This is a genomic window from Rhodococcus sp. NPDC056516, assembly GCF_042794655.1.
Classification (GTDB): domain Bacteria; phylum Actinomycetota; class Actinomycetes; order Mycobacteriales; family Mycobacteriaceae; genus Rhodococcus_F.
The window spans coordinates 117,283-130,289 of record NZ_JBHTTG010000009.1 but is presented as its reverse complement, the minus strand read 5'-3'; the positions used below and the strand labels follow the sequence as shown (position 1 = coordinate 130,289).

12 protein-coding genes are annotated in these 13,007 nt (G+C 63.1%); 3 read left to right on the top strand and 9 right to left on the bottom strand.

The window, feature by feature from the left end; genetic code table 11:
* Window positions 1–17: 17 nt before the first annotated feature.
* The 9 genes from ACFQ6Y_RS26050 to ACFQ6Y_RS26010 form a co-directional block, all read right to left on the bottom strand.
* Entirely contained in the window at window positions 18–473 is a 456-nt protein-coding gene (locus tag ACFQ6Y_RS26050) for a tellurite resistance TerB family protein (RefSeq protein ID WP_003941110.1), read from the bottom strand.
* 84 nt (window positions 474–557) lie between these two features.
* Window positions 558–2,114, bottom strand: coding sequence for a TerD family protein (locus tag ACFQ6Y_RS26045; RefSeq protein WP_378638918.1), 1,557 nt, complete (start codon window positions 2,112–2,114; stop codon window positions 558–560).
* A gap of 40 nt (window positions 2,115–2,154) precedes the next feature.
* The gene (locus tag ACFQ6Y_RS26040) at window positions 2,155–3,048 is read right to left on the bottom strand and encodes an SGNH/GDSL hydrolase family protein (protein WP_378638914.1); all 894 of its coding nucleotides are present in this window, start codon (window positions 3,046–3,048) and stop codon (window positions 2,155–2,157) included.
* Between the two features lie 159 nt (window positions 3,049–3,207).
* Window positions 3,208–4,602 carry a TerD family protein gene (locus ACFQ6Y_RS26035; RefSeq protein WP_378638909.1) on the bottom strand — a complete coding sequence of 465 codons (1,395 nt, stop codon included), beginning with the start codon at window positions 4,600–4,602 and terminating at the stop codon, window positions 3,208–3,210.
* Window positions 4,603–4,629: 27 nt separating this feature from the next.
* Window positions 4,630–5,427, bottom strand: coding sequence for an HAD family hydrolase (locus ACFQ6Y_RS26030; RefSeq protein WP_378639558.1), 798 nt, complete (start codon window positions 5,425–5,427; stop codon window positions 4,630–4,632).
* A gap of 56 nt (window positions 5,428–5,483) precedes the next feature.
* Complete coding sequence (locus ACFQ6Y_RS26025) at window positions 5,484–6,593, bottom strand: cysteine protease StiP family protein (RefSeq protein WP_378638906.1); 1,110 nt, start codon at window positions 6,591–6,593, stop codon at window positions 5,484–5,486.
* Complete coding sequence (locus ACFQ6Y_RS26020; RefSeq protein ID WP_378638903.1) at window positions 6,590–7,879, bottom strand: phosphoribosyltransferase family protein; 1,290 nt, start codon at window positions 7,877–7,879, stop codon at window positions 6,590–6,592. Before ACFQ6Y_RS26020 ends, ACFQ6Y_RS26025 begins: the two co-directional genes overlap by 4 nt.
* Window positions 7,876–9,033, bottom strand: a complete 1,158-nt coding sequence (locus ACFQ6Y_RS26015; RefSeq protein ID WP_230816763.1) for an HpcH/HpaI aldolase/citrate lyase family protein — start codon at window positions 9,031–9,033, stop codon at window positions 7,876–7,878. The genes ACFQ6Y_RS26020 and ACFQ6Y_RS26015 overlap by 4 nt, the downstream gene beginning before the upstream one ends.
* Window positions 9,034–9,125: 92 nt before the next feature.
* A complete protein-coding gene (locus ACFQ6Y_RS26010) occupies window positions 9,126–10,271 on the bottom strand; it encodes a hypothetical protein (protein WP_378638899.1) in 1,146 nt (381 codons plus the stop codon).
* 243 nt (window positions 10,272–10,514) lie between these two features.
* Here ACFQ6Y_RS26010 and ACFQ6Y_RS26005 point away from each other — a divergent pair, with 243 nt between their 5' ends.
* The 3 genes from ACFQ6Y_RS26005 (at window position 10,515) to ACFQ6Y_RS25995 (ending at window position 13,000) form a co-directional block, all read left to right on the top strand.
* Entirely contained in the window at window positions 10,515–11,090 is a 576-nt protein-coding gene (locus ACFQ6Y_RS26005) for a TerD family protein (RefSeq protein ID WP_003941199.1), read from the top strand.
* Between the two features lie 137 nt (window positions 11,091–11,227).
* A complete protein-coding gene (locus tag ACFQ6Y_RS26000; protein WP_003941145.1) occupies window positions 11,228–12,349 on the top strand; it encodes a DUF475 domain-containing protein in 1,122 nt (373 codons plus the stop codon).
* A 207-nt stretch (window positions 12,350–12,556) separates the two neighbouring features.
* On the top strand, window positions 12,557–13,000 hold the full coding sequence (locus ACFQ6Y_RS25995; protein WP_378638893.1) for a GNAT family N-acetyltransferase: 444 nt from the start codon (window positions 12,557–12,559) through the stop codon (window positions 12,998–13,000).
* Window positions 13,001–13,007: the final 7 nt, after the last annotated feature.

Genomic DNA, 13,007 nt, shown 5'->3' with positions numbered 1-13,007 from the left:
TTCATACTCTGAATCGATCAGAGATCGAACTCGGCCGGAGAGATTCCGACGGCAAAACACATGTCGCGTACGACGCCGCGCTCGTGCTCGTCGAAGTTGCCGTCCGCGCCGCCGATGATGATGCCGATCTGGATGACCGCGCGAGCCTGATCCTGCTTCGACTTGAGCTTGGCGATGGTCGCGGTTGCCTCGACCTTTCCGAACTCGTAGTCGGAGGACAGCTTGCTGCAGTACCAGTCGAACTGCTCACGAAGCTCGTCCGGCGGGAAGACCGCGAGCGACTCGTTGCTCATGATCAGCGCGGCGGTCTTCTGACGCTCCGACGGATCGATCGAACCGTCTGCGGCGGCGATCAACGCGCACATTGCCATGCTCGCGTTCTTGAATTCCTTGTTCTGGAACTGGCTGGTCTTTGTCTTGAGCTGGCCGTTCATCTCCTGAGCCTTAGCCTTCAACTGATCCCAGAATGCCATGAGTCTCCTCGAGTATTGCCGCCACACACCGCGCGTGGTCGTACCACCACTCTGCCTGTGCGCTCGGCAATCCGCCATCGGCCACTAGGTGCGGTCGAACACTGCCAGAATTCGCGACTCGGAGATCGGGTCGAGCACGTCCGGGGTGAAGTGCCATTGCGTGCGGGTCCAGGGATCGTGAACCTCGGTCTGCCCTGCTGCCGAAAGATGTTGGCACCCCTCGGACAGTGCGGCGACGGATTCTTCCGCGAAGTTCGACTCGTCCTCTCCGACAATCAGTATCGACAAACCGATTGCCGGCCCGCGTTCGGCGAGGAACATGACGGTTTGTGCGTCTTCGGCGGAGTATCCGTGCGGGAAATCGCTGAGAATCAACAGGCGAAGGGAACTCGGGCCATCGGCGACGCCACTCATTCGCGCGAGTTCGCCCATGTCGACGGCCTCGGCCAGTGCCCGCAAGCGCGCCGAGATCTCGGTGTGAGCGGTGATGACCGGCCCCGCGAGCATCGGTGCCAGTCGATCGGTCAATGGTGTGAGCGAGCCGGTCAGATCGACGACGTCGAGTAGCGGCATCGGGCCTGCGGCCATGACGCGCACGGTGACGGCACTGATCAGACCGAGCGCTGCTTTGCTCGACGTACTGTCCACCCAGATCGGCCGGCGCAGCGGCAACGGGACGCAGTATGGAACGGTGAGCGTGCCGCGGTCCGGAGCCGACAGCTCGCCAAGACGCATTCCGTCGCTGACGGCCGTGATCTGGGCCGGATCAGTTGTACCCGCCCAAGACACCGACTTCCACGACGCCATCGACCGTGGGAGGACGCCGTCGATCACGCCGAGTTCGTGTGCAAGCTGAGCGCTGTCGCGGGCATGGTTGTCCCGCGCGAGTGAGACGAGGTCGTCGTGACGCTTCTGTGCGGCATCGCGCGCCGCCACTCCCGCTGCCGAGTTCCGCAACGACGGATCTGCGACGGCAGCGGTCAGATCTTCGTCCAATCGAGCCAGCGCGTACTCGCTGCTGGAGACGAAGGAAGCGGCAGATCGCGAGGCGTCCTCGAAGATCATCCACGCACGCTCGAGGCCGCGGCCCACCTCCAACGGCTCCACGGCGGAGTCCCACGCGGGCGCGGCTGTCGGAGCTGGTTGTGCCGGCTCGTCGTCCACCTCGACGCCGTGCACCGAGATCAGTTCCGCCAGACCACCCGCATAGCCCTGCCCTACGGCCCGAATCTTCCAGGCACCGGACTTTCGATACAGCTCCCAGCAGATGACCGCTGTCTCGGTACCTGCGGTGGGGATCGCGAATTCGGCCAGGACCGAACCGGATTGATCGCTCAGGGTGGCGGAGAGCCCCGCCGTGCGAAAGGCTCCCGCGGCCGTCGCTGCCGGATCCACGCTCACGATGCACAACACCGCTGCCGCATCGGGGTGAAGTCGATCGAGCTCCACCCGGATGCCACTCTCGTCGAGTTGCACTCCAGCGGTGGACGGTTGGTTGTAGAAAACGAAGTCCGCGGACGTCAATGCCCGCAGGTTCGCGTCCGCTACCAGCGCCGACACGTCGAACGGCGTCTGGCTCTCGGCTCGAAACGTCACCACGGGCGCCTGCAGCGGCGCGTTCTGTCCGGGAACAAAAGTCATACCCACAGCAGCGAACTATGCCATGACCGGGCTCTCTCGGTCAGCCTTGCACGTCCGCCACCACTAGATCGGCCACCGCGGTCATCCCGGCGTTCGTGAAGTGCAAGCGCTGCGCCGTGGACTCCGAGAACAGGCCCTCGAACCAACGCTGATCTGCACTCGCACATGCGTCGTGTCCGCCGGCGATGCTCGCCGCCGCAATGTCGACAGTGCGCACACCGTGGGCGTGAGCGACCTCGTCGAACTTCGTGTTGTAGCGCGCGAAATAGTCCATGAACCAGGCTGCGTCGGCGTCGGAGAACGGGATGTTCGGCCAGCATCCGCGAGAGGAAATCATGCCGCCCTCTCCGATCAGGTAGATGCGAGCGTTCGGCGCGCGCTGCGTGACCGCGGTCAGGATGCGATCCAATTCTCCGGCAGCCCGGTCGATTCCGGATTGGGCGACGGAATTCGCGAGCGGGTCGTATCGACATCCACGATCGGTTCCTGGTCCCGGAGCGACGCACAGAGGGCCGAGGAAAATGCTGTTGGAATCGTTGCCGCCGATCGAGATGGTGATCAGGTCGGTGTCCGGGTGGACGGCATCGAGCTGGACCGGCCAGTAGTTCGGAATCAGTTGCGGGGTGTCGATGATGTTCTCGGCGCGGGCCGCACTGCAGGAGACGTCGGCGAACTCGGCGACCTCGAGTGCCCGCGAGATCTTGCCCGCGAAGTTCTCGTACGAACGCGAACAGGCGTCGGGGTACATCGGTTCCAGCCTTGGGCCGGAGGCGCGGGAGTCACCGAGGGCGACGTACTTGATCCCGGCGCCGGAAACACCTGACAGCGTTTCCGACTGCGGTACCGAAGCCTGCGCGATCCCGGTGCTCACGAGCGCCAGCACAACGCCTGCGACAGCCGCCGCCCGACCGAGACGTTTCCCTCGAATGATCATCTACTGTGCCAAGTCCTCTCGCGCTCGGCCGCTCGACTGACGGCTCGACATGCCGCCTGAGGTTAACGCACAGAGTGGACAACGATGTCCGGTTCGGCAGATGGCGATCGAAATCACCTACCGCCGAACCGGATTCGTCAGAGCTTATGCAGTTTCGACTCAAGCAGTGAGGAAGCGGCCCAGCTGCGGCGCAGCTTCTCCTGCGTGCTTGGCCTGGATGCCTTCACCGATGGCCTGCAGCTTCCATTCACCGTTCACGCGGTACACCTTTGCCATCACCATTCCGGTGAAAGCCATGCCGCCCTGGAGCGTGTACCGGGCGAGCTCGGAGTTGGTGGTGCTGTCCACGAGACGGCAGAAAGCATTCGAGACCTGCTCGAACGTGTGTCCGCGGTACGAGGTCACGGTGAAGATCACGGTGGTCACGTGAGCCGGGACTCGCTGCAGATCGACGAGCATGACCTCGTCGTCTCCGTCGCCGTCGCCGGTCAGGTTGTCACCCATGTGACGGACGGAGCCGTCCTTGGACGTCAGCTGACCGTAGTAGCAGACGTCGACGAGATTGCCGTCGGCGTAGAGGAGAGCAGAAGCGTCGAGGTCGACGTCGGCCGTCCGGCTTCCGAACAGGCCGCTCTTCTTGATCGGATCCCAACCCAGACCCATCTGGATCATGGTGAGCGCGACGCCGCCCTCCTTGCGGAGCGTGACCTTCTGGCCCTTGGTCAGGCTGACGGGACGTCCCTTGACCAGGCTCACCTCGGGCTGCTGCGCCGGCGGCTGGTTCTGCACGGGAGGCGCCGGGGGTGCCTGGTTGTAAGTCGGCTGCTGGTTGTACGCAGGCTGCTGCGCCGGCGGGTAGGCCGGCGGCGTCGGTCCCTGGTTGTAGGCAGGCGGCTGGTTGTACGCGGGCGGGGCCGGCGGAACCGGCGGCGCGTTGTACGAAGGCTGCTGCGGCGGCGGCTGGTTGTACGCCGGCGGAGTAGGAGCGACAGACGAGGGCGGGGTGATCGGAGCCGGAGCCGCGACCGGAGTGGGCGGCGGCGGCGCGGGCGCATCGTCGACGGACACACCGTGATCGGTGACCAGCGCGGCAAATCCACCCGCGTACCCCTGGCCGACGGCGCGCACCTTCCACGCACCCTGGCGTCGGTACACCTCGAGCGCGATGACGATGGACTCGGTGGTGAGGCCGTCGATCACGTACTCGTACAACACGTTCCCGGCCGCATCGGAGACCCGAGCGGTCGGTGCAGCAGTGCGCCCGAAGTTCGACGAAGCGTCGTCGAGCGTGATGACGGCGCGAACCTGCTCGATATCGGCGGGTACGCCGGCGAGTGAGACTCGGAGTGAGGCAATGCCACCCAGGTTGGGAACCAACTGCACGCCGGGTCCGGTGGGCTGGTTGAAGAAGACGAAGTCGGCGTCGGAACGAACTTTTCCGTTGCTCGTCACGAGGAGTGCAGACAGGTCAGCGGCCGCAGCCAGCTGAACCGAGACAACTACATCCGAGACGTCCAGCGGGCCGTTCTGCCCTTTGGCAAGCGATACAGACAACTAAATCCCCTTCATAGAGAGCGTGTATTACCCGAGCGCGGAAGAGAACCACCGCAAGATCTCCGCGCTCGCTGCGATACCGGACCTTTCTGTCACAGTAACGGTCGGCCGTTGCCAATTCAGTTCTTCCAGCTCACCGTGCCTGGGCCTGATCGCGAAATCGGAGTATTCGAGCATGTCCGCATCCAATGCGCCGTCACCAGCCGAGATCACGACGGCGGACTGATCCAGATCACCCGACTCGACCAGTCTGCGGCGCACCTCTGCCAGCGCTCGTGACTTCGAGACCGCGTCGGGCATCGTGTAGATCTTGCGGCCTTGACGCGAGACGTTCCAGCCCCGCGTCACGCACCACCCATTCCATTCGGTTTCGAAATCACTCGGCATCACAGCCAGATCGACGACCAGGTATGGAAACAGGTCGTCGGCAACACGAATGGAGCTGACCCAGCTCGAGTCGATCCGCGATTCCAGTTCCGCCTGAACCTGCGGCAACTCGGCGCCGGACTTACGGGTCGAACGGTCGATCTCGTTTCGCCAGTCGCGATCAGCTTCGCCGTCTACGAGGATGTTTCCGCCGTTGCTCGTGATCGCGTACTTCCACGGTCCGCCCGGAAGATCGATCCGCTGGAACTGCGCAATGGTCCTGGTCGTTGTCGGAATTACCGGAACCCGCGAGCTGAGCGTAATCAGCAGTTCGATCGATTCGACGCTCATGTGCGAGAGCGGACCGCCGTTGTAGTACTCGACACACAGCGGGCTCGGTGCCGAATCCAGGTCGGAGCCACTGGGATCGCCGCCGATCGCGGCCTGCGAATAGATCATCGTGCGGTCCAGATCCGTGGCGATCAGGACCTGGGACGCAGCGGTGTCCACACGGCTCACGTGATGTCCTTGATCAGGCCGACACACGAGTAGGCGAGATCCGGGACGACCTCGACCGGGACCCCACGGGCCTGTGCCAACAACCGGATGTGTGCGTGTTCCGGGGCTTCGAGTTCGCGCACCAGAACCTTCCAGGGAAGCCGGCGCAGCAGCACCCTGGTTGTTTCTCCGACACCGGGTTTGACGAAGTTGACCGTCGAGATCCCGTACTCGGCCTGCACCTTCTCCACCGACTCCCAACCGGCCCAGGTCGGCGTCCGATCGGAATCGAGCACTGCAGCAAGAGAATCCGCTGCGTCGCCGCGAACCGAATCGAACTCGGCCGAGACCACGTCGAGCAACCTGTTGGAGACGTCGACGTCGGCGAGGTCGGCATAGAACTTGGCGCCGTGGAAATCGCCGGGCCCGATGAGGGTGTCGTTGAGGACGGTTCGTGAGACCAAGCCGGACACCGTCGAATTGAGGCACGCCGACGCGATCAGGAAGTCGTCACGGGTCCCGTACGTTCGCACGCAGTGTCCGGGGTCGGCGAGAACAGCCAGATCGGAGTCGAACTTCGCTCCGCCTGCCTCGTGGTACTCCGTCAACGCTGCGTCGAGTTCGCGGGCGATGGCGCCCTTGCCCGTCCAGCCGTCGACGAAGACGACGTTCTCCGAGTCGTGATGGTGCGCAAGATAATCGAGTGCGACGGAATCGATTCCTTTGCCACGGACGATGGACACCGCGTAATGCGGCAACGTCAACCCGCGGGTCTGCTGGGCCCAGCGCCGCATCAGAATCCCGATCGGTGTTCCGGCCCGCGCGAGTGAGACCAGCGTGATGTCACTCCCCCGCTCGGCCAAGACCAGGTCCATCACGGTCCCGACAGCGCGCGCCAACCGTGGAGCGCTCTCGGCGAGCACCGTCTCGAAAAGATCCCGGTATGCCTGATCGGGTTGGTACTCGATGGGAAGAGATTCGGCATAATGAGCCTCACCCGACTGAATACGCTTCTCGCGCACGGATACATCCGCTTCGAGATCCACGTGCGAAAGATCTTTGAGCAGCCACTTCACTTCACCCGGCGCGTACGAACCGAAATCGGGTCCGACCAATGGTTCGTTCATGTCGATTCTCCTGCTCTGAAATCTCGCAGCGCCGACGGATCGGCCCCGCGAACGGTGGCGACCAGGACGTCGGTGCCGGAGTTTCGCAGCACCTCGATCACTCCATCCGTCGCGGTCAACCGATCGGTGTCGGCCGGTTCGTCCACCACGAGCAACGCAACCGCGTCGACCGCCGCGTCAGGCCACTGCGCGTTGTACACGTATCGAGGCTCGATCTCACCCAGTTCCGGTGCCGGAAACGTGAACCCGCGGCGCAGCGGGTATCCCGGCACGTCGACGACGTAGGCGGGTGAGCGAGTCGTGGTCTGGTACCGAACTGCTCGCCCAGCGCCTTCCAAGCCCGCTGCGATCCGCAATGGCAGGTACATCAACTCTTCGTGACCGATCACGATCACTGCACGCGACGGGTCGATCGACGACCCGAGGATGGACACCGCCGCCTCGACGGCGGACTCGAATGCCTCGGTGTCGCCATGGAGAAATCCGTGCCGGCCACCGTCGGGGACCTGTGCCGGCCACGGCAGATCCAGGCGAGACAATGTGCCGCGCCGGTCACCGATCGGGTTGAGGTCCGGAGCATCCAGCGCCGTGACACGCTCGGTCAGGCCGTCGGGTAGGACCGTCGAACCCGAAGCGAGAGAGACGTAATCGATCCGCACGCCCAACTCCGCGGCTGCCGCCTCACTGACGGCACGGTGCTCCTCGGTTCTCATGTCAACCAGCGAGGCCACGACGTAGCGGCTTCGTGGGCATTGACCATGCAGCGCCCGAATGGCGTCGATCGCGGTGGCGCCGGTGGAGATCTCGTCGTCGACGAGGACCAGCGGCAGGTCGTTCTCGAACAGTTCGGCGGACGTGGGCTGCATCAAATGACTCGTGGCGTGCGAGTGCCCCTCCTCGAACCCGGCGAGCGTCGTAGCACCGGGTACGTCTCGGCGCGTGGAGTGCAGGTAGCAGTGAGCGTGGAGGCGAGCTGCGACGCAGTGACCCAAACCTGTTGCAGTTTCGGCAAACCCGAGAACGACGACGTCCACACCGTCACCGAGGGTGGTTCGCACCAAGTCCCCGAGGTCGTCGGCCGCACCGATGACCACGGACGGCTCGGTGGGCACGTGCTTACCCAGCACGGTGGACACCAGCAGGTGCGCCCGGCGCGGATTCCGTCGAAGACCCGGGATCACCAGATCGGGCACCGAATGCCCGAGTGACGAATCACCGTGAACGAGGTCCAAGCCGAATTCTGCTGTAGCCCAGGGAACATCCTTGGACTGGACAAGCTCTGTCATCGATCGACCAACGCCGTCAGCAACTCGACAAACGTGATCCCCTTGTTGGTCACACCGAACACGTGAGCGCGGAGCGCGGTCTGCCGCGCCCAATTGCGATGCGGCTTCATCTCGTTCATCTTGTTCCGGTAGCCGGAGGCCTGAACTCCACCGGCGTCGGCACCGAGAATGTCGAGGGCATCGTGATATTCCTCGTGCGTGACCGCGGACAGCGCATTGACCGCCGCGACGTGCGACGGGTGGATGACCGTCTTGCCCTGGATACCGTTGGCGCGGTCCAGCGCGATCTCGCGGAGCAGACCGTCGAGGTCGCGGCTGACGAGATGCTGACGGAACCGGACGGCGTCGTGTTCCTCGAACGGAGTGGCGCGCAGCATCGGCCGGAACATGCGTTCGTGATCGGCGAAGTACTCCCATACGGGCCCGGTGATGACAAAACCCGAACCGTCGGCGCGGCCGAGGTAGTTGACGATGTCGGCGATGACGTCGACCACCACGCGCACGTCGTAGATGGTCAGATCGCGGTCGCGACGGATGCCGAAGGTGCTGCACATGTCGGTGGCGCCGATACGGACGGCAAGGATTCGATCGCGGTGCTGCGCGAGAATCCCACTGATGGTGCGCAATTCGAGATCACGCGTATCACGGTGAACGAGCGCGGGTGATTCGAGCACCGGCATCGCGTAGAGATGCTTACCCAGCAACTCTGACGCATCCGCGACGGCGTCGAGGAACACGGGGCCGGACTCGCTGCCGAACTTGGGGATGACGAACCCGGTGAGGGCGGCGCGCCCCTCGGTCAACGATGCCGCGACCTTGTGGATGTCCGCGACTTCACGAACCCGAACGAACAGCAGCATTCCGACGGCGTCGGTGGACGCGATCTTGTCGAGAGCTTCGACCGCGTTTGCTCGCGCCGATTCGACCTCGTGATCGGCGACGGCGTCTTCGAGATCGAGCACCATCGAGCTGACGCCCTCGGACGCACGCTTGGACACGATGTCGGCCAACCCGGCCCGGGTGGCAGGAACGTAGAGAGTTGCACCCAGAGCAATCGCGAGCAGATCCCTCTCGTCGGAATCCGCGAACGATCGAGGCGCGTGCAGGAACAGTTGCTCCCGCACGTCGTCCTCGAGATGTTGAAAGTGCTGCATTTCTCTTCTCTCTGTAACCGCAATCAAGTCCATGAAACGACCCCCTGTGACAACGCGTCGAGCAACTCCGATCCCCCGATCGGCCCGACCATTCAGTTCTTGCCGGCTCGCGCCCGCATTTTCTCGACAACTTCGGTGATGAACGTCGATACCGAGTCCAGCTGTAATACATACGACCAGTAGTCCGGATGAGTTCCCGACAGTGACGCACTCGCTCGCTCGATCCTTGCTAGTTGAGCATCGAGTACGGAGCCCCACTCCGCCACCAACCCTTGGTTAACAGCGAACATCTGGGCGTCTTTCAACCGGAAACGAACCTCACGTTCCTTTTGGCTCGGATCTGCCCGAACTGCACGCAGAGTAGCGAGACGGTCCGTCACGGCGTCGGCGCACGCTTCGGCGTCGGCGAGGTGCACTCGGGCTTCGGCCATCAAAGCCAGTGCATGTTCTGGGTTTCCCGCAGCCAGCGACTGCTTCGCTTCCTTGAGATCGATGTCGGCCTGATCGATATGCGCTCGGCTGCGACTGCTGTTGTCGACGAGGTCAGCAGAACTCGCGGCGTTGAACTCGCGGAGCAATGCCGAGTACGCCGGGTCGAGTCGGTCCACTCGCGTCCGGACTGCCGACAACCTGGTGGAGACCGAGGTGATCGTCATCTCGGCACGGTGCTGGGTCGACGGGGCTTCTGCCAGCGCTTCCTCGAGCGCCGATACCGCTTCGCGGACACTCTCGGCCCGGGTGCGGACGGCGTCGGCACGACCGGAGGTGCGCGCATTGTCGAGCGCTGCAACCGCATCGTCGAGGTGTTCGGAGGCCGTCGCCACCGACGGGTACTCGCGATATCGCTTATCGGTAGCGGCAAGTTTTTCCCGGACGGCGTTTGCCAGGGTTCGGGCCTGTTGGCCGAGAACGGGTATGGCGGACATCGTGACCGTCGCCTGCTCGAGGTGCGCGCGATTCCCGTTGTAGAAGGCGTCGACGCCCTGTGCCGCTTCGACGAGTTCGGCTACCGACTTCTCGAATGCGGCCCGAGCTCCGTTCGGGTTCTGGTGGAGTACCTGGTCGTTGCCGTATCGCTCGGATGTGTCGAGGTAGTCCGACGCTGCCTGGTAGCACCGGTCACGAACGGGTTCCCACTCCGCGCGCAGCCCTCGCTCGGGGTACAGCTCGGCGGAAGCATCGACTGCTGCCGACGCGATTGTCTGCCGCTTGTCCATGTCGAGGAACGCCGAAACCATGGCCGTCTGCGCCTCCCGCGCACGACTGACCGACTCCCCCACTCTTGCCCCCCGATTGAAGCGCTCCGACCATCTTCCCACCACGATTGAATCCTACGGGTCCAGCACTTCGCTTCTCGGTTCGTAATTCTGCTGTTACGGCGAACACACCGGAACTGCGGTTAGGGTGGTGGAGGTAAACACACTCCCAAGACGACTTCGCGTCGTAGTGGGCCTTGTCTCTCCTCTTGAAAGGACCCCTGAATGGGCGTCAGCTTGACCAAAGGCGGCAATGTCTCTCTCACGAAGGAGGCCCCGAACCTGACTGCAGTGGTCGTCGGCCTGGGCTGGGACGCGCGTTCCACCACCGGAGCTGCTTTCGACCTCGACGCCAGCGCAATCGGCGCAGGCTCGAACAAGAAGGTCCTCTCCGACCAGCACTTCATCTTCTTCAACAACCTCCGTTCGCCCGACGGCTCGATCGAGCACAAGGGTGACAACACGGACGGCGAAGGCGAAGGCGACGACGAGCAGATCGACGTGAACCTCGCAGCGGTTCCCGCCGAGGTCGAAAGCGTTGTCTTCCCCGTCTCGATCTACGACGCAGAAGCTCGCTCGCAGTCCTTCGGCCAGGTCCGCAACGCGTACATCCGCGTCGTCGACAAGTCGAACGGCAACGAGCTCGCTCGCTACGACCTCTCCGAGGACGCTTCCACCGAGACCGCCATGGTCTTCGGTGAGCTGTACCGCAACGGTGCAGAGTGGAAGTTCCGCGCAATCGGCCAGGGCTACGCGTCCGGCCTCGCGGGCATCGCGCGCGATTACGGCGTCAACGTCTGATCTTCGCTCTCGACGAGCTGACTCGGGGAAGGTTCCGCAGTAGTCTGTGGAACCCTCCCCGTTTTCACGTTCGGATGCGGTGAGAGACCGCTTGCAGTAACCACTCTGCATTGACCAACTAGAAAGGGCCACGCTCCGTGGTACTGCGAATATTCGGTTTATCCATCGCAATTTCGATCCTCGCGATGATCGTTGCGTTCATCTACGGCGGACCTGAGGCACTGTTCCTCGTCATCATCCTGTCGATTCTGGAAATCTCGCTTTCGTTCGACAACGCCGTCATCAACGCCACTGTTCTGCAAAGAATGAGTGAATTCTGGCAGAAGATCTTCCTCACCATCGGCGTCATCATCGCTGTCTTCGGTATGCGCCTGGTGTTCCCGCTCGTGATCGTCTGGGCTGCTTCCGGGCTCGGACCCGTAGCTGCGCTCGACCTCGCGCTCAACCCGCCTGCTGACGACGCCGCGTACTTCGCCAACGGCGAGCCGAGCTACGAAACCATCCTCACCGACGCTCACCCGCAGATCGCTGCCTTCGGTGGCATGTTCCTGCTGATGCTCTTCCTCGGCTTCATCTTCGAAGAGCGTGAAATCACCTGGCTGTCCTGGCTGGAGAAGCCCCTCGCTCGCATCGGCAAGCTCGATCAGCTTTCGGTCGTCGTGGCCGGCATCGTCCTGGTACTGAGTGGTTCGTTCCTCGCCGCTGACGACAAGGTCTCGACCGTCATGATCTCGGGCGTTCTGGGCATGATCACCTACATCGCGGTCAACGGTTTGGGCGAACTGTTCAATCTGCCGGAAGAAGGCGAAGAGGAAGAAACCGCCAAGTCCGGCGGACCCACGCAGCTCGCAAAGGCAACCGGCAAGGCCGGCTTCTTCCTGTTCCTCTACCTCGAGGTCCTCGACGCGTCCTTCTCCTTCGACGGCGTCATCGGCGCATTCGCCATCACGGCGGACCCGATCATCATCGCCCTCGGCCTCGGCTTCGTCGGCGCAATGTTCGTCCGTTCCATCACGGTCTTCCTGGTCCGCAAGGGCACGCTCTCCGATTACGTCTACCTCGAGCACGGTGCCCACTGGGCCATCGGCGCTCTGGCTGTCATCTTGATGGTGTCCATCGGCGTTCACATCAACGAGATCATCACCGGCCTCGTCGGTGTCTTCTTGATCGGCGCTGCTTTCATCAGCAGCCTCATTCGCAACAAGCGAATCGCGAATGCAGATCCGAAGTTGGACGAGAACACTCCGGCAACTGTCTGACGTTCTTTTTCACGAAACGCCCGCGACCAATTGGTCGCGGGCGTTTTGTTTGTTCTGCCTGAATTGAAACCCTCTGCATTCACAGCCGCGCGCCAATTGTTCAGCCGCGCGCCACATTCAGCCTGCGGCTGAACAATTGCCCTGCGGGTGCGAAGAACCGATTCGTAAAGGAAACCATGGACGAGATAGTCATAGAACGCGCAACGGATGAGGATGCCGCGGAAATCCTTGTTCTACAACGCTGTTGCTGGGTTTCGGAAGCAATTTCCAATAACAGCATGGACATACCCCCACTCCAGGAGGACCTTCCCACGGTCCTCCTGGATTGAGGAGTCAACTGTCTGGACCGCACGACGCGGCGGCCGGCTCGTCGGGGCCGTTCGAGGCACAGCGGACGGAACTGTCTGGCAGATAGGACGTCTCATGGTGGCACCGGACTTGGCGGGTAAAGGCCTCGGCCGGCGCCTCCTGCAGCACGTGGAACAGAATGCTCCGGCGCACATCACCAGTTTCGAGTTGTTCACGGGAAGTAGGAGCGTCCGGAACATTCGCTTGTACACCCGGGCGGGCTACGTGCAGTTGCGGACGGAGCCCAACCACATCCCCGGAGTTGTGTACTTGTCGAAGCCGAAGGTCGCCGTCGCCGACTGAACGGCGA